General features: G+C 35.5%; 23 protein-coding genes. 1 reads left to right on the top strand and 22 read right to left on the bottom strand.

What is annotated here, in order from left to right; all coding sequences use genetic code 11:
* Window positions 1–27: 27 nt before the first annotated feature.
* The 3 genes from Q8X41_RS17875 to gnd form a co-directional block, all read right to left on the bottom strand.
* A complete protein-coding gene (locus Q8X41_RS17875; RefSeq protein WP_397537590.1) occupies window positions 28–552 on the bottom strand; it encodes an AAA family ATPase in 525 nt (174 codons plus the stop codon).
* Between the two features lie 13 nt (window positions 553–565).
* Window positions 566–1441, bottom strand: a complete 876-nt coding sequence (locus Q8X41_RS17870; RefSeq protein ID WP_397537589.1) for a hypothetical protein — start codon at window positions 1439–1441, stop codon at window positions 566–568.
* A gap of 501 nt (window positions 1442–1942) precedes the next feature.
* Window positions 1943–2839 carry a phosphogluconate dehydrogenase (NAD(+)-dependent, decarboxylating) gene (gene gnd / locus Q8X41_RS17865; RefSeq protein WP_397537588.1) on the bottom strand — a complete coding sequence of 299 codons (897 nt, stop codon included), beginning with the start codon at window positions 2837–2839 and terminating at the stop codon, window positions 1943–1945.
* Between the two features lie 151 nt (window positions 2840–2990).
* On the opposite strand from gnd, the gene Q8X41_RS17860 reads away from it, so the two are divergent.
* Window positions 2991–3836: a MurR/RpiR family transcriptional regulator gene (locus Q8X41_RS17860; protein WP_397537587.1), complete on the top strand. Its 846-nt coding sequence runs from the start codon at window positions 2991–2993 to the stop codon at window positions 3834–3836.
* 69 nt (window positions 3837–3905) lie between these two features.
* Here the strand turns inward: Q8X41_RS17860 and Q8X41_RS17855 are convergent, their stop codons facing one another.
* From Q8X41_RS17855 to Q8X41_RS17765, 19 genes are all read right to left on the bottom strand, one after another.
* Complete coding sequence (locus Q8X41_RS17855) at window positions 3906–5234, bottom strand: GntP family permease (RefSeq protein WP_397537586.1); 1329 nt, start codon at window positions 5232–5234, stop codon at window positions 3906–3908.
* A 215-nt stretch (window positions 5235–5449) separates the two neighbouring features.
* Complete coding sequence (gene cotE / locus Q8X41_RS17850; protein ID WP_397540301.1) at window positions 5450–6031, bottom strand: outer spore coat protein CotE; 582 nt, start codon at window positions 6029–6031, stop codon at window positions 5450–5452.
* A gap of 509 nt (window positions 6032–6540) precedes the next feature.
* Window positions 6541–6975: a RicAFT regulatory complex protein RicA family protein gene (locus Q8X41_RS17845; RefSeq protein WP_397537585.1), complete on the bottom strand. Its 435-nt coding sequence runs from the start codon at window positions 6973–6975 to the stop codon at window positions 6541–6543.
* Entirely contained in the window at window positions 6972–8522 is a 1551-nt protein-coding gene (gene miaB, locus Q8X41_RS17840) for a tRNA (N6-isopentenyl adenosine(37)-C2)-methylthiotransferase MiaB (protein ID WP_397537584.1), read from the bottom strand. The genes Q8X41_RS17845 and miaB overlap by 4 nt, the downstream gene beginning before the upstream one ends.
* A 204-nt stretch (window positions 8523–8726) precedes the next feature.
* Entirely contained in the window at window positions 8727–9593 is an 867-nt protein-coding gene (locus tag Q8X41_RS17835) for a 2-oxoacid:ferredoxin oxidoreductase subunit beta (RefSeq protein WP_397537583.1), read from the bottom strand.
* Window positions 9580–11331, bottom strand: coding sequence for a 2-oxoacid:acceptor oxidoreductase subunit alpha (locus tag Q8X41_RS17830; protein ID WP_397537582.1), 1752 nt, complete (start codon window positions 11329–11331; stop codon window positions 9580–9582). Before Q8X41_RS17830 ends, Q8X41_RS17835 begins: the two co-directional genes overlap by 14 nt.
* A gap of 413 nt (window positions 11332–11744) precedes the next feature.
* The gene (locus Q8X41_RS17825) at window positions 11745–12011 is read right to left on the bottom strand and encodes a stage V sporulation protein S (protein ID WP_102692595.1); all 267 of its coding nucleotides are present in this window, start codon (window positions 12009–12011) and stop codon (window positions 11745–11747) included.
* A gap of 87 nt (window positions 12012–12098) precedes the next feature.
* Window positions 12099–12896: a TIGR00282 family metallophosphoesterase gene (locus Q8X41_RS17820; RefSeq protein ID WP_397537581.1), complete on the bottom strand. Its 798-nt coding sequence runs from the start codon at window positions 12894–12896 to the stop codon at window positions 12099–12101.
* A 115-nt stretch (window positions 12897–13011) separates the two neighbouring features.
* The gene (rny, locus tag Q8X41_RS17815) at window positions 13012–14565 is read right to left on the bottom strand and encodes a ribonuclease Y (RefSeq protein WP_397540300.1); all 1554 of its coding nucleotides are present in this window, start codon (window positions 14563–14565) and stop codon (window positions 13012–13014) included.
* A 207-nt stretch (window positions 14566–14772) separates the two neighbouring features.
* Complete coding sequence (gene recA / locus Q8X41_RS17810; RefSeq protein ID WP_397537580.1) at window positions 14773–15819, bottom strand: recombinase RecA; 1047 nt, start codon at window positions 15817–15819, stop codon at window positions 14773–14775.
* Between the two features lie 197 nt (window positions 15820–16016).
* Window positions 16017–17273: a competence/damage-inducible protein A gene (locus tag Q8X41_RS17805; protein ID WP_397537579.1), complete on the bottom strand. Its 1257-nt coding sequence runs from the start codon at window positions 17271–17273 to the stop codon at window positions 16017–16019.
* 131 nt (window positions 17274–17404) lie between these two features.
* On the bottom strand, window positions 17405–17983 hold the full coding sequence (gene pgsA / locus Q8X41_RS17800; protein ID WP_397537578.1) for a CDP-diacylglycerol--glycerol-3-phosphate 3-phosphatidyltransferase: 579 nt from the start codon (window positions 17981–17983) through the stop codon (window positions 17405–17407).
* Window positions 17984–18030: 47 nt separating this feature from the next.
* On the bottom strand, window positions 18031–18954 hold the full coding sequence (locus tag Q8X41_RS17795; protein WP_397537577.1) for a RodZ domain-containing protein: 924 nt from the start codon (window positions 18952–18954) through the stop codon (window positions 18031–18033).
* Between the two features lie 17 nt (window positions 18955–18971).
* Window positions 18972–19772, bottom strand: coding sequence for a DUF3388 domain-containing protein (locus Q8X41_RS17790; protein ID WP_397537576.1), 801 nt, complete (start codon window positions 19770–19772; stop codon window positions 18972–18974).
* 223 nt (window positions 19773–19995) lie between these two features.
* On the bottom strand, window positions 19996–20253 hold the full coding sequence (locus tag Q8X41_RS17785; protein WP_397537575.1) for a DUF3243 domain-containing protein: 258 nt from the start codon (window positions 20251–20253) through the stop codon (window positions 19996–19998).
* A 42-nt stretch (window positions 20254–20295) separates the two neighbouring features.
* Window positions 20296–21024, bottom strand: coding sequence for an elongation factor P 5-aminopentanone reductase (gene ymfI, locus Q8X41_RS17780; RefSeq protein ID WP_397537574.1), 729 nt, complete (start codon window positions 21022–21024; stop codon window positions 20296–20298).
* Complete coding sequence (gene yfmH / locus Q8X41_RS17775) at window positions 21021–22355, bottom strand: EF-P 5-aminopentanol modification-associated protein YfmH (RefSeq protein ID WP_397537573.1); 1335 nt, start codon at window positions 22353–22355, stop codon at window positions 21021–21023. The genes ymfI and yfmH overlap by 4 nt, the downstream gene beginning before the upstream one ends.
* Window positions 22355–23623: an EF-P 5-aminopentanol modification-associated protein YfmF gene (yfmF, locus tag Q8X41_RS17770; RefSeq protein ID WP_397537572.1), complete on the bottom strand. Its 1269-nt coding sequence runs from the start codon at window positions 23621–23623 to the stop codon at window positions 22355–22357. The genes yfmH and yfmF overlap by 1 nt, the downstream gene beginning before the upstream one ends.
* A 208-nt stretch (window positions 23624–23831) precedes the next feature.
* Entirely contained in the window at window positions 23832–24791 is a 960-nt protein-coding gene (locus tag Q8X41_RS17765; RefSeq protein WP_397537571.1) for an ABC transporter permease, read from the bottom strand.
* Window position 24792 lies beyond the last annotated feature (1 nt).

Raw genomic sequence — 24792 nt, 5'->3', positions numbered from 1 at the left:
TTTGTAATTTTTGTCTTAATAAAATGTTTATTTCATTATATATTCGATAACTTTTGGAAAATATTTTGATAAAGGCTGATTAGTATCAACTTTTAAGGTTTCAAAATTGTCAGGCTTTTTACTATTTTGAATCGTATATTCAAATGCTTCTTTTGAATGTATTTGCGGAATTTGACTTATGAGTCTCTCTCTTTTAGCTAGTCGATCATTGATTAAATTATAGTCATCTATGTAACACTCAATATATTTATATTTCACATTAAATCTTGCTGCTAATTCTACCCCTTTCTCAACTAGCTCTTCATAAAGACATGGGCTATCTAAAATCACACTCCGGCTTTGGGCTAAATAAAATTCAATTAACGCCCAATCAACATCGTACGCAATTTGTCCTGTAATCTGAAAATCAATAGCTTTTTCTGTTATAGAATTTATTAAAGCCGATTTTACAATATCATGATCTACAATAATCATATTTTCACGACTAGCAATTTCTTTTGCTAAAGTGGATTTTCCGGATCCAGGAAAACCAGACATTTGAATGAAGTACATTATCTCAAATCCCTTAACGATTTTTTCTATATATCACATGTTTTAAATGCTTCCAATCCTTATTAAGTTGTTCTTTTGATAGAATTTTCCATGGATTAAAGATCGTTTGCCCATGCTTATTGAAAAATAAATCTTCACCTAAATGATATGCTGCATGTTGAATAATGCTATTTTCATCTTCCCAGATGATAAGATCTTCGGGTTGAAGCTCATCACTCAAACATTCCTTGTAATGATAGTGCGCTAATTTTTCAAGAAATGTTTCTTGATGAATCCATTCATTGATAAACCAGGGTTGTCTACCTTTAGTAAGGGCATACACAACGGCAGCTAAACAGTTTGCACCTTGTACATGGCCAAATGTATTCGCAAAAGGCTCTAAATATGCAGGCAACCATTCTGGAGATGTAACACATTCTCCTTTATCCCACCATTCATAAATCATCGTTGTAAGTATATCTTCTTTACAAGATTGCGAAAGATTCTCCCACATAGATCGCTGAATTACAATATGTTCATTGATAACAAAACTTGTTGGAATATTATCCAATTGATGAACAAATGAAATTGGAATTACAAGTCCTCTTTCTAGCTGCACTTGAACTTTTAGTATGAATTGTCTTTGCTCTTCAGATATTGTTTCAATCCACTCTTTTTGTGCTATGACAACATAATTTGCATTTTTGACATTCCAATATTCATATGCATTCACATACTCTACTTGTCCATATGTACTGTGTTTATAAAACTCATTTATGGGCATCAACAAAACATCTGTAAAGTCAAATCCTTCATTAAATTGCTCAGTTGAAAAGAAAAATAAATCTTTCTCCGGTACATAGCTGTCCATCCATGAAAGTAAGTTTCGTTTAGTAGGCCTTATTTGCATTATGTATTCCTCCAAAGATTTTTTATTTTTAGGTATTCTCTATAACTTAAATTCAACTAATCTCAATTAATAATGGGATGAGATAAATTTAGTCTTCCAAGATTGCTTCACGTTATGTTTCCATTAGCTAAACCACTTTCTTATTTTCCATATTAATTACCATTATATCTATAAATGGAAAAACCAGATACATTTTTATGTAAATAAAGTGGCGGTGTATGCCCCGATACTCATACCGAAAAACTGGTTGCCGAGACCTCACAGAGAAATGGTTTTTGTGTCGAGTGTAGGCACAGTAATGGTATTCATTAGATATTTGGATGGCAGATCACAGCATTTGGTATAGAACTATAAAATTATTCATGCATTTGGTATAGAACTATAAAATTATTCATGCATTTGTTGGGAGACAAAAGCATGAATAAACTAGCATTTTTACAAAACAAAAAAGCCAGTTACCATACGAAATGATAACTGACCTATTCAATATTTAGAACTTATTTATTTCTTTTCAACAGCATGTCCGCCAAATTCATTGCGAAGTGCTGCGACTACTTTTCCTGTAAATGTATCTTCTTCTAAAGAACGATAACGCATCATTAGTGAAAGTGTTGTAACAGGAACTGGTGCTTTTAATTCAAGAGCAGTTTCAACTGTCCATTTACCTTCACCAGAAGAATGCATAATGCCTCTAATTTCATCTAGTTTTGGATCTTTAGAAAATGCATTTTGTGTTAATTCCATTAACCAAGAACGAATAACAGAGCCGTGATTCCACATTTCTGCAACTTTTTCATAATCGTAATCATATGGGCTTTTTTCTAATACTTCAAAGCCTTCTGCAATAGCTTGCATCATACCATATTCAATGCCATTATGAATCATTTTCAAGAAATGGCCACTACCTGATTTTCCAGCATATAAATAACCTTTATCTACACAGATGTCTTGGATAAATGGCTCGATTACTTTAAATGCCTGTTCTTCCCCACCAATCATCATACAAGCACCATTTAATGCACCTGATGTACCACCACTTGTACCGATATCCATGAAGAAAATTCCTTGTTGTTGCAAGTCTGCAGAAATTTGAATAGCTTCTTTATAATGTGAGTTACCACCATCAATTAAGATATCACCTGCATCAAGAATTCCTTTTAACTGATTTATAGTATTAATAGTAATATCACCAGCAGGTACCATCAACCAAATAACACGTGGTTTAGGAAGTGCATTGACCATTTCTTGTAATGAAGAAAAAGTTTTACCACCTTCAACTGTGAAATTTTTTGAAGCTTCCGTATTCACATCAAAAGCAAATACTGTATGTTTATGTTCCATTAAATTCAAACCAAGGTTATACCCCATTTTCCCTAAACCAATTAAACCGATATTCATCTATAGCGCTCCTTTTTCGTTTATATTCGATATTCGTGATTTCATTATACTAAAAATTATTTCTATATTAAATATAAATAGAGAAAAAAATTTTCTTTTTACTAATTATGCTATACTACAGGTACTATTATTATTTGAAAGGAACTCGTTTATGACACAAAATACAATTAAGAAAATAAGTTCTCTTTATCCTCGTTTAAGCGAAAAGGAAAAGAAAATTGCGGACTATATTCAAGGAGATCCATCTCATATTATTAATAAAACCATTAACGAGGTTTCTGCTGATTTAAATATTGCGGATGCAACTGTTTTTCGTTTTTGTAAGCGCTTAGGTTTTAAAGGATATCAGGCGATGAAGATTGCATTAGCATCTGAAGTAATTACACCAATCCAGCAATTTCACGAAGAAATTTCAGAGAATGATGATGAAAAAACGATCTTTCAAAAAATATTCAAATCAAATATTCAAACACTTGAAAATACAATGCATATTTTAGACGATGGATCCATTAAAAGAGCAGTATTGCTCATGAATCAAGCGAAGCATATTTATTTTTATGGTACTGGTGGTTCTGCTGTAATTGCGATGGATGCCTATCATAAATTCGTACGAACAGGCGTTAAATGCTTTGCTTTTGTCGATTCCCATTTCCAACTGATGTCCGCTTCACAATTGTCAACAGATGATTTAGCTGTAGTTATCTCGCATTCAGGACGCAATCGAGATACTCTTCAAATTTCAAAGACTGCTAAAGAACATGGTGCTTCTATGATTGCCATAACGGGCTTCCCTAAATCACCAATCGGTCAATTAGCAGATGTCGCTCTTTATACAAGTTCTGAAGAAACCGAATATCGCTCTGAAGCTTTATCTTCAAGAATTGGGCAACTAAGTATAATCGATGCACTATACGTTAATACAATGGTACAACATAAAGATGATGCAAATCATGCACTTGAAAAAATGCGTCATGCCATTTCACAAACTCGAATATGAGAAAATGGAGAAGACTTTGTGGTTCAAACAAAATCTTCTCCATCTCTTCCAAAAAATCCTCATTAACTATTAAACAAATGCGTTAAGTATTAATGCACACGCAAACGCCACGAATGAAAGAATTGTTTCTAAAGCTGTCCAAGTTTTAAAAGTTTCTTTAATAGATAAACCTAAATATTCTTTTACCATCCAGAAGCCAGCATCATTAACATGTGAGAACATTAAGGATCCAGCACCTGTTACGATTACGAGCAGTTCTAAGTTAACACCAGGCATGTTCGCAATTATAGGTGATACAATCCCTGCAGCAGTTGTAAGTGCGACTGTTGCCGAACCTGTCGCAATTCGAATCAACCCTGCAATTACGAATGCTAATACTAAAGGTGATACAGAGAAGTTTTGAGCTAGGTGACCGATTGTGTCACCAACACCACTCTCAATAAGAATTTGTTTAAATCCACCACCAGCACCAATAATTAAAACAATCGAACCAACAGGTACTAAGCAATCTTCTGTAAATTTCTTAATTGCTTTTTTGTCTTGTCCAAGTCTGAAACCAAGGAAATAATAAGCCGAGAATACTGAAATAAGTAACGCAATTAACGGACTTCCGATAAATGCAAATGCACCTTCAAGCGTTTTTCCAACATGCATATAGGGAGCCATTGTACCAAGAACCATTAAAATAACAGGAAGTAAAATTGAGAAGAATGAAATAAATGTACCTGGCATCTGATTTTCTGCTTTATCTTCTACATGCACGAATTCAGGCTCATCCTCAGGTATAACACGTTTGCTAATATATTTTGCAAAAAGTGGTCCACCAATAATACCAGCTGGAATTGCAATAATTAATGAATAAAGAAGTACTTTACCTAAATTAGCATTGTAAATTCCAATTGCAGCAACTGCACCAGGATGCGGTGGTACTAAACCATGTACAATTGATAATCCTGCGATTGCTGGTAATGCAATCAATAAGATATTTTTCTTAGAAGCTTTTTGAATTGAAATCACAAGTGGAAGTAAAATTAAAATCCCAACTTCGAAGAACACTGGAATCCCAATTACAAATCCAGAAAAGAACATTGCCCATGGTAATTTTTTTTCACCAAATACTTTGATAAAGAAATTGGCAATTCTTAAACCTGCACCAGATTCAGCAAGCATTTTCCCTAAAATTGCACCAAGTGCGATAATTCCAATTAAGTGACCAAGTGTACCGCCTACACCTGTTTCGTATGCTTTCACAATTTCATCTAAGTTCATACCAGTGAAAATAGCAAGGAAAAGACTAGCAACTAGTAGACTGATAAATGCATGCCATTTAAAAACTGATACACCGACTATAACAATAACTATTGCTAATAATGTGATAATTAATAAGTATGCGTCCATATTCTATCCCCCATGTCTCAAATATTCGCTTCACATAGAATGTAAGCATTTTCATTAGCCTTATTATACGGAAAAAAATTTCTTAAATCAATAACACTTCAGAAAAAAAATTCATCCTTTTACTACTGTTATTGAACAGTCTTACTTTTTATGCCCTAAAAATATACAGACTATATAAAAAAAGTCGGTGTAATGAAGCTACCGACTTTTTTCGCTTACTTATGGAATGATGATGACTCTAAAGTACTTGATACATTTGATGAAGATGATGAGCTAGATGAGCTTGATCTATCTGATGATGAACTTGATGATGAGCTTTCATCTTCAAAATCCCATTCTTCTTCAAAATCTATTGGATGGATATTAATGCAGATCGTTGTTTCTCCTACTACTTCCGCTAATAACTCTCTTTCGATGGTGATAATAAAATGTTCACCGTCTGGTCCAATAACCGCTTCAATACAATTTGGTTGCTGTAAAACGCGGATATGCACCTCTTCTTTACCTGTTGGTTCTTCATCACGATAATGTAGTTTGATCCGTTCACGATATGGAACTGATTCAGAAAATACTGCAGTTTTGGAATGATTGTTGTATGCGTACCATACATTAATATCATACTTACCTGTTACTTCTACGAACTTTCCATTTTTCTTTGCTTGATAAGTATGATTGATCACCCAACAACCTAAAATACTTGATGGACTATTTGGTGGACGTAAAGTTTCACTACACTCCGTTCTTTTTTTGCCCTTTGCAATCACTGCTTTTGTCACAATATGACGTAACTGTTTCAGCATGATTCCTCCTTTGCTTCCGTTCACCACATCATATGCGGCTTTTGCCTAGGGGGTGCCTAATTCTTAGATAAAAAAATCTTATTCATATAAAACAATGTTGAGCTTTGACTCCCGAGCTTTTCATGAATAATTTTTTGACCTATATCAAATGTTGGTTACGGATATCAACAATCTAACGCATCCGTTCCTTGGCAACATTTACCTCCACACTCTATTCACAGAAAAAATCAGAATAGGCACGGTTAGCCCAGAGAGGCCGTGGAGGGCTCGAATCGAAATCATCCTTTCAGACTTTAAGATGTCGACATAGAGTGCGTTTTGAGGAAGATGGCTTAAGGGCGCCACCTCGTGTGACAGAGGTTTTTTGCGATTAGTGATCGCAAGAAAAATTGCTATCTAGTTCAAGTCTTATGAACAGCGAAGGGCTAAAGATTATAGAAAAAATAAAAAAAGGATGTCTAATAAGTGTAGAAGACCACTTATTAGACATCCTTTTTCTTATATGTTTATGAACAGCTTCCTGGCTGTGAGTTACGTACTTTAGAACCTGTTTCGCCACGTAATACGTCGCCACCTGTAGATTCAACAATTTCATCTGTCACATTATTAGCAATTGTATTAGATACAAGTTGTAATAAGTCATTAACATCGCCTTGTGATTGCTTGAATTCTTCAACAATAGGTATTGCATCGATTTCTTCTTCGATTTTTGCAATTTTTTCTTCAATTAAATTCAAGGCTTTTTCTTTACCATAATATTGGAAGTTTACAGCTTGTTTTTGTAAGCTTTTTAAGCTTGCAATTTTTTCACGGACAAATTGATTTTCATTAATCTGTGCTTCAGCACGTTTAAAGAAATCGACTTCCTCTGTATTCGCAATCATGTGTGCGACTTCACGTGCTTTTGCGATAATATCGTCTTTAGTAAATAATTCTGTCATCCTGCATTCACCTCTTGACTCGATACCACTTCGATCAATTCACCATGTAATGACCACGTTTTTGCTTCTGTCACTTTTACTTTTACAAGTTTTCCAATGACTTCTTTTGGTGCTACGAAGTTAACGAGTTTATTTTTTCTTGTATAACCAGCCAACACATTTGGATTTCTTTTACTTTCGCCTTCTACTAATACTTCAACAATTTGACCATCGTATTTCTTTAGAGCCTGGCCACAATATTCGTTTACAACATCATTTAAACGTTGTAGTCGATCTTTTTTTACTTCTAATGGTATATTATCTTTCATTTTCGCTGCAGGTGTACCTTCGCGAGGAGAATAGACATAAGTATACGCCATTTCAAAACCTACTTCTTTATAAAGGGAAATCGTTTCCTCAAATTGTTCTTCTGTTTCATTTGGGAATCCTACAATAATATCTGTAGTAAGTGCTACATCTGGTATAGCTGTTCGAATTTTACGTACTAATTCTAAGTAGCTTTCACGTGTATACTTACGTGCCATAATCTTTAACATATCACTAGAACCTGATTGTACTGGTAAGTGAATATGTTCTACTAGATTTCCTTTTTTCGCAAGTACTTCAATTAAATGATCATCAAAATCTCTAGGGTGACTAGTCGTGAAACGAATACGCGGAATATCAATTTTACGTAATTCGTCCATTAAATCTCCTAATCGGTAGTTTCGGTCATCAAAGTCTTTACCGTATGCATTGACATTTTGACCTAGTAATGTGACCTCTTTATAGCCCTGTGCTGCTAAGCTACGAACTTCTTGGATAATATCCTCTGGTAAACGGCTACGTTCTTTCCCACGTGTATATGGAACAATACAGTACGTGCAGAACTTATCACAACCATACATAATATTAACCCATGCTTTTGTATTACCTTTACGTACTTTAGGAAGGTTTTCAATTACATCGCCTTCCTTAGACCACACTTCAACAACCATTTCTTTTGATAGATATGCTTCATTTAAAATTTCTGGTAAACGATGAATATTATGTGTACCAAAAATCATATCTACTTGATCATACGTTTTTAAAATTTTCTTTACAACTGCTTCTTCTTGTGACATACAGCCACAAACACCAATTAGTAAATCTGGATTTTTTTGTCTTAATGGTTTTAAGTGACCTAGTTCACCAAATACGCGGTTTTCTGCATTTTCACGAATAGCACATGTATTCATTAAAATTACATTAGCTTCCTCAACATTTTCTGTTGGCTCATATCCTAATTGGATGAAAATACCAGCCATAACTTCTGTATCATGTTCGTTCATTTGGCAACCATATGTGCGTATTAAAAATTTGCGACCTGTTCCCATACCCATGAATTCTTCATCAATCTTAAAGTCATTGTGGTATTGTACGTCTTCTTTCCCGCGTTTCTTCGCGTCTTTTAAAGATGGCGCTGTATAGTCAGATTGAAAATATTTGCTATAGTCTTTTTCTGTTTTTGCAGTGGTAGATTTAGTAGTTTTTACTTGTTGACTAGCAAGTCGTTGTTCTTCATTCATCGGTATTCTCCTTTCGTTCGAGTACCCATTTACCTATTATACTGAATGATAGTCTATTCCTACAAGATATGAGTTTGAAATGTCTTTTATTAGACATAATGATTGCTTTTATATTAGTGGGAAATAGATAGTTAAAAAAATCGCCCATTCGTTTAGAATGAGCGATTTTACCTTTATAAAGAGTAAATTTAAAAGAACTTGAAATTATATAAACTCTTTCATCAGTTCATTTAATTCTTCTTCTTTGATCATAATGTCTGCTTTGTTAAGTGGTTCTTCATTGTAGCCAATAATTTTTTCTTGATATGAAGGTTCAGCGTCGTTTTGATAGATAATGCCTGTTACTAGACCTTCATGTTCCATTACAGTTTTCATCGCTTCAGCACGATTAGTTGAATCGTACCCTTCTATACTTGATAGTTTTGTAATGTGTTCTTTGAACCAATCATATGTGTTAACTTTGTTGTATGTCACACATGGGCTAAATACATTGATAAATGAAAAACCTTTATGTTTCATACCTGCTTCAATAATCGCTGTTAATTCTTTTAAGTCTGTTGAGAAACTTTGTGCAACAAAAGTAGCACCTGAAGATAGAGCGACTTCTAACGGTTTTAGTGATGGTTCAATTGCGCCACCTGGTGTTGATTTTGTAACAAAACCAGCAGCAGAGCGTGGTGAAGTTTGGCCTTTTGTCAAACCATAGATTTGGTTATCCATGACAACATAAGTGATATCAATATTACGACGGATTGAGTGGATTGTATGACCCATACCTATTGCAAAACCATCTCCGTCACCACCTGTAGCGATGACATTTAAATCACGGTTAGCCATTTTTAAACCTTGAGCAATTGGTAATGCACGTCCATGAATACCATGTAAGCCATATGAGTTAATATAACCTGATAAACGACCTGAACAACCAATACCTGAAACTACCGCAAGTTCATGTGGTTCGATTTCAAGGTTTGCTGCAGCACGTTGAATGGCAGCTTGCACTGAAAAGTCACCACATCCTGGACACCAGTTAGGTTTTACAGTGTTACGAAAATCCTTAAATGTTACCATCTGTTAGCAACTCCTTTACACGGTCAAGTAATTCCATTGGTAAGAATGGTGTACCGTCATATTTTGTTAAGTTTACAATTTTATCATGGTAACCCATGTTTAATTTCATAATATTAGCTAATTGACCTGTCGCATTATTTTCGACAACAATCACTTTTTTCGCATGATCGATTAATGACTTCATTTCTTCAACTGGGAATGGGTGAATTAAACGAATATGCGCATGGTTTGTTTTAATGCCTTCTGCATCTAACATTGGACGGATTTCTTCTAATGCACCTTTTGTAGAACCAAAACCTACAAGCAATACATCGGCTTCTTCGTTAGGTGCATCCGTAAATACTGGTGTATCAAAATGTACATGTTGTAATTTACGGAAACGTTTGTCCATTTGAGTTTTACGGTTTCCTGCTGCTTCAGAAGGCTTTCCTTCTTCATTATGTTCAACACCAGTTACATGGTGAATACCGTATTTTTGACCTGGGACCACTCGTGTAGAAATACCATCTTCTGTTACTGCATAACGTTTAAAGTATTGTTTATCTTCGATTTCTGGAAGTTCATCCATATTTAATTTACCACGGTTAATTGTAATCTTAGAGTAGTCAAATGGTTCAACAGTTTGTTTACCAAGTGATAATTGTAAATCTGACAGTACGATAACTGGTAATTGTAACTCATCTGCAATATTGAATGCTTGAATCATATCGTAGAATGCTTCTTCACCAGTTGATGGCGCAATGACTACTTTTGGAATTTCACCGTGAGTTCCATAAAGCATTGCCATTAAATCTGATTGTTCTTGTTTTGTTGGAAGACCTGTAGATGGGCCACCACGTTGTGTATCAACGACAACTAAAGGTGTTTCTGTCATACCTGCAAGACCAAGTGCTTCCATCATAAGTGAAAGGCCAGGACCTGCTGATGCTGTGAATGCACGTGCACCACCGTAGCTTGCACCAATAGCCATTGTAGCAGCTGCAATTTCATCTTCTGTTTGAATAACAGTACCACCAAATTTAGGTAATTTTTCAATTAAGTATTCCATAATTTCTGATGCTGGTGTAATTGGGTAAGCACTCATTATACGAGAACCTGCTGCAAGTGCGCCAAGTGCCATAGCTTCGTTACCAATCATGAATAAACGATGTTTGCCATCTCCGGGTTCAAGTTCGAATTTACCAACTTGATCTTTTAGCAATTCATCCATCATTTCATGACCTTTAGCGATTGCTTCCATATTCTTTTGTACAACAGCTTCACCTTTACGGCCGAAGATTTCATTGACAACACTTTGGAATACTTCATCATTAAGGTTCATAAGTGCAGCAGTTGCACCAATTGCAACCATGTTTTTCATAAGTGACGTACCAAGTTCAGTAGCAATTTCTGTAAATGGAACTACATATAATTCAGCTTGGCAATCTTCTGGTTTTTCAGGTTTAAATTTAGCATCCGCTAAAATTACTCCTTCAGTTGTTAATTCTTTATAGTTAACCTCGATTGTTTCTTGGTCAAATGCAACCAATATATCTAAATCATCTGGAATCGTATGTACAGTTGACGTACGTACGTTAATTTTATTATTCGTATGGCCACCTTTAATACGGGAAGAGAAATGGCGATATCCATATAAATGGTAACCTAAGCGGTTCATCGCAGTTGAGAAAATTTCTCCGGTACTTTCAATACCTTCCCCCTGTTGCCCACCGACTTTCCATGAAAGCTGATGTAACATTTATCAACATCTCCTTAATATATATTAACGTCTAAGCTTTTTATCCTTCATAATTTTATCATGAACATGCGTATGAAACTATTGTTATTAGATGATTTCACTGAAAATCAGACCTTTGACGGAAAAGATTATTTATAAAATTGTAGTGGAAAGCGTTCATTTAATATATATTTTCATTCAAAAACATAAAAAAATACCGGATATGTCCGGTATTTTTTATCTATCTAGTTGCACACGCAAGCCACTCGATGATTTATATGCTATGAACCCTATAGTCGTCGCTCCTACGGTTCCTTGTCGCAGAAAACATCTTCCTCACATCGTGGCGTTCTTAGGCTATCTTTCTTACTTAAAGCTGAACGTGCGTCCTTCGCTTTTATACTTTATCCAGCTGCGGGCGCAAGCTTTTATTCTTATCTTCCTCGTTTTTCAACGAGTAATTTTAAAGCTGTTCGGTCTTCTCCAGCTATTAGTATATCTGTAAACGCTGGTGAACAAGTTAAATCTGTACCACTCGGCGCTACAAAACCTCTCGCAATCGCGATCGCTTTTACAGCTTGGTTAAGTGCACCTGCCCCTACTGCTTGCATCTCTGCATATCCTTGCTCTCTAATCACTGCCACTAATGCACCTGCTACAGAATTTGGGTTGGAGCGAGACGATACTTTCAATGAATCCACAACTATTCCTCCCTTAGTTTGAAAAATCAGGGACATTTTGATTGTCCATGGAACATTGTATGCACGATATGCAGGATATAGACTAATTTAAGGTACGAAAGGATAATCTGCATTTATATAAATTCTTTCAAAGCTTTTCGCTTTACCTGATTTATCATCTAGCTCTACAAAAAAGCCACTAAATACTTCTCTACCTTGTTTTGGTACTTCAAAACGAGCTGGCATATTTGTTTTAAAACGATAAAGTACGCTTTCTTTTTTCATCCCAAGTACTTCATCATACGGTCCTGTCATGCCTACATCTGATATAAATGCCGTACCTCCTGGGAAGATACGTGCATCTGCTGTTTGTACGTGTGTATGTGTCCCAACAACAGCCGATGCTTTGCCATCTAAATGCCAGCCCAAAGCAATTTTTTCACTAGTTGTTTCTGCATGAAAATCTACGAACACAAGTGGAGATACTTTTTGTGCTTCTGCAACTAGTTCTGTTGCCTTTGCAAATGGATCACCATGTGGTGGTAAGAAGGTACGACCATGTAAATTTATTACAGAAATCGTTTGTCCCCCTTTTGTAACGGCAACCATTCCTTTGCCTGGTGCTTCATCTGAAAAGTTTGCTGGACGAATTAAGTATTCCGCATCATCGATAAAGTCAAAGATTTCTTTTTGATCCCATGTATGGTTTCCCATTGTAATCACATCAACACCCATCATGAGTAAATCTTGATAAATACGTTTTGTAATACCTCTACCAGCAGCTGCATTTTCTCCATTCGCAATGACAATATCAACATTATATTTTCTTTTTAATCGTGGTAAATAAGATTCAACTGCATCTAACCCTATGTCTCCTACGATATCTCCGATAAATAATACTTTCATTTTCTACACCCATTCCCATTAAAAAAGGCTTCTCAACCGAAGTTCTAAGAAGCCTTTTGTCAATTAAATTATTAAGAGGGTTACTCCCTATATAATACATTTTAATAGATAAAAACTATTTTGCATATTCAACAGCACGAGTTTCACGAATTACGGTTACTTTAATATGTCCTGGATAATCAAGTTCATCCTCAATTTGTTTACGAATATCACGTGCTAATCGATGTGAAGCTAAATCATCAATTTGATCCGGACGTACAATTATACGAATTTCACGGCCTGCTTGAATTGCAAATGATTTTTCTACGCCTTCATATGACTCAGAAATTTCTTCCAGTTTTTCAAGGCGACGAATATAATTTTCTAAAGTTTCACTACGTGCACCTGGTCTTGCTGCAGATAATGCATCAGCAGCTGCCACTAATACTGCAATTACAGATGTTGGTTCTGTATCGCCATGATGCGATGCAATACTGTTAATTACGACAGGATGCTCATTGTATTTAGTTGCTAGTTCTACACCGATTTCAACATGACTGCCTTCTACTTCATGGTCAATTGCTTTACCGATATCATGAAGTAAGCCTGCTCGTTTTGCTAAAATAACGTCTTCTCCCAATTCAGATGCAAGTAAGCCTGCCAAATGAGCTACTTCTACAGAGTGCTTTAAGACATTTTGGCCATAGCTTGTACGATATTTCATACGACCAAGAATTTTCATTAAATCTGGATGTAAATTATGAATTCCTACTTCAAACGTTGTTTGCTCACCTGTTTCGCGAATTTGCTCATCCACTTCACGACGTGATTTTTCTACCATTTCTTCAATACGAGCTGGGTGAATACGGCCATCTTGCACTAGCTTTTCTAGTGCTAGACGAGCAGTTTCACGACGAATTGGATCAAAGCCAGATAAAATCACTGCTTCTGGAGTATCGTCGATAATTAAATCGATACCCGTTAACGTTTCAAGTGTTCGGATGTTACGACCTTCACGTCCAATAATACGGCCTTTCATCTCATCGTTTGGTAAATTAACGACAGATACAGTCGTTTCTGCGACGTGGTCTGCTGCAAAGCGTTGAATGGCAAGTGATAAAACTTCTCGTGCCTTTTTGTCAGCATCCTCTTTAGCACGTGTTTCAGCTTCTTTGGTCATGACAGCAATATCAGTTGATAATTCGTTTTCTACTTGTTTTAAAATGATTGCTTTTGCTTCTTCGCGGGTTAATGCTGAAATGCGTTCAATTTCGGATTGTTGTTTGGCAACAAGTTCTTCCACTTTGCTTTCCATCTGTACAATATGCTGTTGTCTCTCAGATAGAGCCTCTTCTTTACGCTCTAATCCTGATTCTCTCTTATTCAGAGCGTCATCCTTGCGATCAAGATTTTCTTCTCTTTGCAATAACCGGTTCTCTTGTTTCATAAGCTCAGACCGGCGTTCACGGATGTCATTTTCTGCTTCAGTTCGAAGTTTGTGAGTTTCATCTTTTGCTTCAAGTAGTGCTTCTTTCTTAAGAGCTTCCGCTTCTCTTTTACCTTCTTCAATAATAAGTTCTGCAGAATTCTTTGCACCTGTCACTTTTGAATCGTTCACTTTTTTCATGACGAAATAGATAACAACGGCACCGACGATGAGTCCAAGCACAGTGGAGATGATGATTTCCATCATTCGAACACCTCCTCTTGCTGTTTTCATATTCTGTTTCAGTCGGCTTTATATTGATAATTCAATATAGTGCCAAAATTTCATTTCAATTTAGAAATAATACAAGTTAATTGTATAGTTGATAACTAGACCTGTCAAGGATTCACAGTTTTTGGATATACATAATAGACCCCTTCAAAATTCCTTGAAGGGGCCTTTCGAACGAAACTATTCTTCTTCAAATAGTGTTGGATTTTCTTCGCTTTCTTCTGGTACATCATACTCATCTGCAGAAATGCCTGAAGCAACACGAATTTTTTGAGCAATTTCATCACTAATTTCAGGGTTTTCTTTTAGGAATTGTTTTGCATTTTCGCGTCCTTGACCTAGACGTTCATCTTCATAGGCATACCAAGAACCACTTTTTTGAACGATATCTTTTTCAACACCGATATCGATAATTTCTCCTTCTTTTGAAATCCCTTCACCATACATGATATCAACTTCTGCTGTTTTGAACGGCGGTGCTACTTTGTTTTTCACAACCTTAATTTTCGTACGGTTACCGACCATATCATTACCTTGTTTAATCGTTTCTGCTCGGCGTACTTCTAAACGGACTGATGCATAGAATTTAAGTGCACGTCCACCTGGTGTTGTTTCAGGATTACCGAACATAACGCCAATTTTTTCACGAATTTGGTTGATGAAGATTGCAATGGTATTAGACTTATTAATAATACCAGATAGTTTACGTAATGCCTGTGACATTAAGCGTGCTTGAAGACCTACATGTGAGTCGCCCATTTCGCCTTCGATTTCGGCTTTTGGTACGAGTGCTGCTACAGAGTCTATAACAATAATATCAATTGCGCCACTTCTTACAAGTGCTTCTGCAATTTCTAAAGCTTGTTCACCAGTATCTGGTTGAGATAGTAACAATTCGTCGATATTAACGCCAAGTTTAGAAGCATAAACAGGATCGAGAGCATGTTCAGCATCAATAAATGCTGCTTGACCTCCATTTGCTTGTACTTCTGCGATAGCATGTAGTGCTACAGTAGTTTTACCAGAACTTTCTGGTCCATATATTTCAATGACACGACCTCTAGGGTAACCACCAACTCCAAGTGCTGTATCAAGTGCTAAAGAGCCGCTTGAAGATGTAGAAACTTTGCGGTCTGCCTGTTCTCCTAATTTCATAACAGACCCTTTACCAAATTGCTTTTCAATTTGTTTAAGAGCCATATCTAATGCCGCTTTACGTTCGTCCAATCTAGTTCCTCCTTTAAAATGGTTCTCTTTTATTTCTGTCTCTACTATACTTCTTTTCTGAGAAAAATACAAGAAAAAAGCGAACGTTTATTCGTAAATCTTTTAAATATTATTAAATACCGATAGATTAATAGAATTTGAAATCTATATTTTAGCTGCTTTTTTTAATCAAAATTAAATTTTACGTGTTCCAAAAATTATATTTTAGAATACCCTTTTTCCGATAAAAGTTGGATTAAATAGTGAAAAGCAAATTTCACTGCACGAAGACGATTTGTATTACGCACACCTGATAATTGTAAGCGATACGTATGGGGTTTATCATCACCAATTGCAATGCCAATCCATACCGTACCAGCAGGCTTGTCACCATGCGCTTCAGGTCCAGCTGCCCCCGTTAATCCAACGCCAATATCAGAATTAAATTTATCCTTAACAAGGCTTGCCATTGCTCCAGCACACTCAGCACTCACTACACCAAATTGTTCTAATATTTCGTCAGGCATACCTAGTTGCTCTTTTTTAACTTGTTCAGTATAAGTTACCATACCACCTAGTAAAGATTGACTAATACCTGGGTTTGATGCCAGCTCAGATTGGAAAAGACCAGCTGTTAAACTTTCTGCTACAGCAATTGTCAGATTATTAGTAATTAGTATTTCTGCTACTTTACTAGATAATGAATCATCGTCAACTCCATACAAATACTCACCAACACGAGATATAATTTCTTCTTTTGTTTGATTGATCAATGTCCATGCTTGTTCATCATTTTCAGCGTTTGCTGTTATACGTAATGTTACTTCACCATCTGAGGCAAGTGGTGCAATTGTTGGGTTTGATTGATGTTCTAGTAAATCTTGTATACGTACTTCAAGCTCTGCTTCTCCAATGCCATAAAAACGAAGCACATGTGACACAATCTTCGTGCCTTTATGAAGACGAGCTGCGAGTTTTGGTTTTGCTTCAAATTGGAACATTGGCTCAATTTCTTTTGGTGGCCCAGGTAGTAGCATATAAATACGGTTATTATAATCAAAAATCATACCCGGAGCCAAACCATGCTTATTAACTAACACATCGCAATCTTTTAATACTAGTGCTTGTTTACGATTATTTTCAGTCATATTACGATTTTGTTTTGCAAAAAATTCTTCAATTGACTTCATTGCAAACTCATCATATACAAGCTCTGTTTGTAAATATTTCGCAATTGTTTCTTTTGTTAAATCATCTTTTGTTGGTCCTAAACCCCCGGAAAAAATAATGAGATTTGCACGTGATTCTGCAATTTTAATTGCTTCTTCTAAACGTCCTACGTTATCCCCAACAACTGTATGATAGTAAACATTTATACCAAGCTCCGATAATTGATTGGAGATAAAACGTGCATTGGTATTCGTGATTTGTCCTAATAATAATTCAGATCCTACCGCAATAATTTCAGCATTCATCAATGATATCCCCCTTATAATTAGAAAAAAAGACTCATTCATTTGAATAAATCAAATGCCACAAATGTGGTTGCCAAACGAAAATATTGTTTTTCGTCATGCAAAATGAGCCTAAAATATATAACATTATATTACTTTGATTCTAATAAAATTTTACGGTTCAACCAGAAGTAGTCTATTCCAGACCAAACTGTGAAGAATAATGCGATATAAAGCATGATTGTCCCAAATGGAATACCCCACATTTCAAAGAAAATGTTATGAAGTAATAATGAGGCAATCGCCACAATTTGTGTCCATGTTTTGATTTTACCTAGTTGATTAGCAGCTACAACCTCACCTTGTTCTGCACAAATTAATCGTAATCCAGTTACTGCAAACTCACGGCTAATGATTACGATGACAACCCAAGCCGGTGCAGCTTCCATTGCTACTAATAAGATAAATGCAGATGATACAAGTAATTTATCTGCTAATGGGTCTAAAAATTTACCTAAATTTGTTACTAAGTTATATTTACGTGCATAGTGACCATCAATCCAATCTGTCACAGATGCAATAATAAAAATCAAAGCACCAATAAAATGTTCAATTGGTAATGTTACACCCAATATGGACAAATCTCCCCATCCAAAATCTAATACCATCATAATAACGAAAATAGGAATTAGACAAATTCGAGAAACTGTGATTTTATTAGGAATATTCATTTGTTTCACCTTTCTTAGCAAAGGAAAAAGTCATCTTTAAAAGATGACTACTTTACTTCCTCGAATTTAATAACGATATTTTGAGTATAACGTTCTGCAGGAGTTGCTGCAAATTTAATTTTCTCACCATTTACATATACACTACCATTTGCAGATGCTCCAAGTCTAACGCGAACACTTTTCTTACCAGTCGCATCTAGATCAAGTTCATCACCATTATTATACATTTGATCTGGCTTGTATATTTTTGATTCACTGGAAATTTCAGTGCCGTTTTCATCTTGAATACCAACCCATGTACTACCTAAAACTTTAACTTTTATTTTAAAGTCTTTAGCGCCTGTTAATGTATACGTAGTAGTTACACTATCATTTTCTAATGTACCTTTAGAAATTTTTTGTTTTGATTTTCCTGTTGTATCTTTTGATACTTGAACTTGCTTTGCTTTTGAATCAGCTACAGTCTTCCCTTGTACTAATTTATCCTTATTACTATTTGTCTGAACGTTAGTTGATTCAACTTTGACGTCTTGTTGTTTTGGTTCATCCGCAACATCATTACTTGAATTATGTTGATTTAAAAACCAAATTGCTGCAATAATAATGATGATAAATAAGGCAACAATTACTTTAGGCATCCAGTCGGAACTTCCCTTAGTCGCCTTTTTTGTAAGACTACGACGTTGATTAGGTTGTTGGATGTTCGCCGTTGCTGTAACATTTTCTACTGTTTTATTGGCAGGGATTTCTCCTTTAAAGGTTTCTAATAACTCATTAGAATCTAAACCTACTGCTTCCGCATACTGCTTAATAAATGCACGTACATAGAATGATCCAGGCATAACACTGTAATTGCCTTCTTCAATTGCAGAAAGATAACGTTTTTGAATTTTTGTAATTTCCTGTAAATCATCCAGACTATAACCTTTTGACATTCTCGCTTCCTTTAAACGAGCTCCTAGTTCTGTCAATTGTAAACACCTTCCTGTTAAAAATTAAATCCTCCAAAACCGCCGAAACCACCCGAATCTTGTAAAAAGCTATTATGACGCTCTAGCACTTCGTATGTAATTTCTTCATCTGGATGATGTCTTAATTCGATAATATAATCAAAGTCTTCAATTGTATATTCAGAATGTTGCACGAACATATCAGGATGTTCAATCACGATAATCGTTGGTAATTGCATAATCTCACGAACTAATTGTTGATGACGCTCATCAGAAGAACGTCTAGTAACGACTCCATCTAAGATGAACACATTATTACTGTTAAATTCATCACCAAGTAGCCGATTGCGTATAGTTTGTTTAATCATTGTAGAGGATAGAAATAACCATCGCTTGTTCGCACAAACACTAGCAGCCACGATTGACTCTGTTTTTCCAACACGAGGCATACCGCGTATTCCTATTAACTTACGACCTTCTTTTTTAAAAATTTCAGCCATAAAATCTACAAGTATTCCTAGTTCATCACGAACAAAGCGAAATGTTTTTTTCTCATCTGCTTCTCGTTGGATATAACGACCATGTCGAATAGCTAAACGATCTCGAGTAGTAGGTTGTCGAAATTTCGTGACTTTAATCATTTCCATTGTCGAAACAATATTTCTAAATCGTTCAATTTGTTCTTCTTTTTCAGCACGTAAAAGCATACCTCTTCGCACTTGATCGACACCATTAATCGTTACTATATTGACCCTAAGCATACCTAATAATGATGCAATATCACCTAATAATCCGGGGCGATTGATTTGTATTTCATATTCAAAATACCATTCTTTCACATACAACGATCCCTTCTATTATAAGACGCTTAAAACATTTCTATGTTCCATGATAGCTGATTTTTCTACATATGAAAAGAAAAAAAGGAAGGGGTTGTCTTAAAAGTGTAAAAAAACACTTTTAAGGCACCCCCAAGCACATATTAAGTACTACAATAGCAGATTTCCCATGAGGTTACTCGTTGCAAAAGAGTTGTCCAAAAAATATTTTGAACAATTTACACTACTGTAGATTCTTACTTTGCACTAGTTTAATTACGCAATTCGCTAATGCTTCTTTTTCGTTTTCTGAAGCAACGCCCCACAGATCAGAAAGTACTCTTTGTTGTTCATTCTTAGGATCGATATTAGTTGCTAAATACTCTCCGATTTGTACCGCCGCTTCTTGAATCACTTTATTGGACATTCCAGCTTGTTCAGCCTTTGAAACATTTTGGCCTAAAAAGGATGTCCAATTTTGCCAATTTTCAATGATAGGCATATAATCCCTCCCTTTCATATCAAGTATGTGTAAAGTTCAAAATTATATGTACCAACCACCATTAATTCGCAGAATTTGTCCTGTAATATAATCTGCCTTTCCAGATTGTAAAAACGCTACTAAATAAGCCACTTCCTCAGGCTTTCCTGCACGTTCTAACGGAATTTCGGATACCAGTGAAGACATTTCTTCATCATTTAGGTGCCCATTCATTTTCGTATCAATTAAACCAGGCGCAACTGCATTGACACGAATACCATTGTAAGAAGCTTCTTGGGCATACGCTTTTACAAATGAATGAATTGCACCTTTAACAGTGGAATAAAGTGTTTCTCCAGCTCCACCAGCTTCACCCCAAATCGATCCAATCATTGTAATATAGCTTACTTCATGCTGACGTAATTTTGGAGAGAGTAAGCTAATTAACTGAATTGGTGTTTGTACATGTACTTTCCAGAGTGCATTCATATCTTCACTTGTTGTATCTTCTACAAGTTTATATAGTGCTTGACCACTGGCAACAACAATTGCTTCTAGTGAAAACACTGATTGTGCAATTGTCTTTGCTGCAAATTCAGCTGTTAAATCTGCATGTATCGTCATGAATTCTTGTTCTGGATAGGCATTAATCAAATCTTTGGTCAAATTCTTTATCATATCAGATGAATGATTGTATTGCATATACAAAGACCAGCCATTATCTGCTAGTTCACGGCAAATGGCACTTCCGATTGAACCGGAAGCGCCTAATACTAAAGCAAATTTTTTCATTTCAATTCTTGACCTTCTGATGCGAGTACTGTTTTGTCACCGTCAGAGAGAGGTAAGATTTTGAAGACTGTTTGCTGAGATTCGCCTTGTAAAGATTTAAAAGCTTCTTGAACATCTGCTACAGTTAACTCTTCAATAGCAGAAACTGAGTCAAATAAATTCATATCATTAAATTTATAACGTGTGAATTGATTTGCAATAAATTCAATTGAGTTGAGAGCTCTTAAGTTAAAGCCGATTCTACGACGTTTTACACGCGCTAATTCTTTCTCACCGAATGGCCATTCTTCTTCTACTTTTTTTAATTGGTCTTTGATTGCTTGAATTAATTTATCTGGTTGATAAGTGTCAGAACCAATCATTGCAAAGCCAAAGCCGTGTTCTAAAGAAAAATCATATGAGTAAGATTCATCAATTAACCCCTCTTCATAAACTTTAGTATAGAAATCAGAAGAGCGTCCAAATAAAATATCTAGAGTTAAGCTAATTGCCAATTCATGTTTTAACATGTCACGCCCAGATAAATTAGTTTCTTTTGCTTTTAAGCCTACAGAGACTTTTGATTTAATAACATCCATACGTAAAGTACGTTCAGGAATTGCTACTTCCATTTGCTCATTTACTTCAATACGTTTAATTGGAGTCGGTTTTGCAAATTCTTTTTTCGCTTGATTTTCGCGAATTACTTCCATCATTTTTTCTGGTTCTAAAGCTCCAATTGCAAATAAAAGCATGTTAGATGGATGATAGAACGTATGATAACATGTGTATAAATGATCTGCTGTAATTTTGTCAATAGACTCTACAGTACCTGCAATATCAATTTTTACAGGATGTTCTTTAAACATATTTTCAATCGTACCGAAGTATAAACGCCAATCGGGTTGATCATCATACATCGTAATTTCTTGACCAATAATCCCTTTTTCTTTATTTACCGTTTTTTCAGTGAAATATGGTTCCTGTACAAAATTAAGTAAGGTTTCTGTACTTTCATTAAGATGATTTGTTGCAGAAAATAGATACGCTGTTCTGGTAAAAGAAGTGAAAGCATTTGCAGATGCGCCATACTCACTAAATTTTTGGAACACATCTCCATCTTCTTTTTCGAACATTTTATGTTCTAAAAAGTGGGCAATTCCATCAGGTACTGTAATCGCATCTTCTTCACCAATTGGCACAAAAGAACGGTCAACTGATCCATATTTTGTGGTAAACGTCACGAATGTTTTAGAAAATCCTTTTTTCGGTAAAATATAAACATCTAAGCCATTCTCTAGCTTTTCATAATAAAGTGTTTCATCTAATTGATCAAAACGAATTGTTTCCATTATTTCACATCCTCCATTCCACTTAAGAAATAGACGGTTTCTTTGTGCAATTGTTTAGCCATATCTACAACGTCTTGTTTTGTCACGGATTGCCATTTCGCTTGCCATGCTTCTACATTGAAATCTTCGTCTAAATCTTTATACTGATCGTAAATTTCAATTTGACCACGTGCAGAATCTAGCGCTTCTTTCAATTGGTTTTGGAGCATTGCCTTTGTTTGTGTCATTTCCAAATCCGTTATTTCACCATTCTGCATAGCAGTTAATTGTTCATCAATTAATTGCAATGCTTTCTTTTCATTTTCTGCATCGATTCCCGACATTACATATACTAAGCCATATTGTGCAGAGTAGGAACTTGAGCAATAATAAGCCATACTTTCTTTCTCACGCACATTCATGAATAGTTTGGAATGAGCATAGCCACCAAATATGCCATTAAAGATTTGCATTTTTGGGAAATCTGCATCTTTAAAGAAAACAGGTGTGGTAAAACCGATATGCAGTTTACCTTGCTTCATTTCTTGCGTTTCCTTAACGTAAGAATCAGTTGGCTGAATCTTAGGTAAAGCGTTCTTTTCAAATGATGATTTACGATTACCAAATGGTAATGCCTTTTTTAATTCTTCAATCATTTTTGTTTCATCAATATCTCCAACTACATAGATATCAATCGCATCTTCTGCTAGCATACGTTGATATGTATCAGTTAAAGATTGAGGTGTGATGGCTTCAACAGCTGGAATTGTACCATTTGCAGAAGTAGATGCTGGATGATTCGGTGCTAAAAGTTTTGTTAAACGATTTTGTGCATAGCGTGATTTATCATCAAAAATCGATTGAATACGTTCTTTGACCATTTCCTTTTCGCGAGCAACAATGTTTTCTTTAAAAACACCATTCTCAAAATTCGGGTCAAAAACTACGGTATGCATTAATTCTAAAACTTTCTCTAATACATCACCATGTTGCAAATATTGATCATTGACAGTTTCAACGTTTAGTAAAACGGTATGTTCATTTCCTTTTTTAGTTGTATCTAAATACAATACTGTACCGTATAAATCATCTAGATACATACGCATACTAGCAGTAGATGGGAATTTGGCATTACTGTGTTGCAAAACATTTGATAAAACAGTTCTTTCTGCAGCCTCCTCTACCTTTAAAGGTCTTCTTAATTTCAGCGAAAAATTCACTGTTTTAAATTGATCAGTTACTCTTGTATGAATATGAACGTCTTTTGCTACTTCTATAGTTTTAAACATTCAAACCCCTCCTATCTACTTAATATAACAAACCATTACTCCAACTATACATGTCAATTGAATAAAATTGCAACTAATGTAAAAGCAGGTTAAGTGTTAGACTTTTTGACCATCTTTCAGTCATGTACTCTACCTACCCTTCAAGTATTGACAATAAAAGTTGTTAGTAAAAATAAAAAGACTGAGCAAGAAGCCCAGTCTCGATTAATTAACGTTTGCCTTTCACATATGGTGTACCAGATGCTTTTGGTGCTCTCGCTTTTCCTATAAACCCAGCTAAAGCTAAAATTGTTAATACATAAGGTAAGATTAACAAAATTACTTGAGGTACGTCCTTAATCACTGGAATTGAAGCTCCAGCAATACTCAAAGATTGTGCAAAACCAAAGAATAATGCTGCACCCATAGCACCTAGTGGATGCCATTTACCAAAGATCATAGCTGCAATAGCCATGAAACCTTGGCCACTGATTGTACCTTGACTGAAGTTTCCTGCGATTGCTTGTGCATAAATTGCACCACCAATACCACCAAGTGCACCAGAAATCATCACTGCAATATAACGCATTTTTGTTACATTTACACCCATAGTATCTGCAGCCATTGGATGTTCCCCTACTGCACGTAAACGTAAACCAAATGGTGTTTTGTAAATAACAAACCAAGCAATAAATGCGAAGACGATCGCCAAAATAGATGTTCCATAAACGTCAGTAAAGAACATTTTACCTAAAATAGGAATATCCTTCAGCCCTGGAATATCAAAACGTGAAAAACGTTCTGCAATAGAATCCGTTTGACCTTTGTCATATAACATTTTAACTGAAAATACAGCAACTGCTAATCCTAACATGTTAAGTGCAACCCCTGCTACCGTTTGGTCAGCACGGAATGAAACGGCTGCAACTGCTAAAATTAGTGAGAATACAATACCTGCAACCATTGCAACAAGCAAACCAACCCATGGTGTCCAGCCACCAAGAGAATCTGCAAACGTTAAGTTGAATACTATACTACTGAAGGCTCCTATAATCATTATACCTTCAAGACCGATGTTAACAACACCTGATCGTTCAGTGAATACACCGCCAATTGCAGTCATTATTAATGGTGCTGCATAGAAGATAGCAGAAGGAATAATGAAATATAACACTTCTAAAAAGCTCATG

The organism is Rummeliibacillus pycnus, assembly GCF_044359855.1.
Classification (GTDB): domain Bacteria; phylum Bacillota; class Bacilli; order Bacillales_A; family Planococcaceae; genus Rummeliibacillus; species Rummeliibacillus pycnus_A.
The sequence above is the reverse complement of the archived record's forward strand: the minus strand, read 5'-3'. Positions and strand labels throughout refer to the sequence as shown.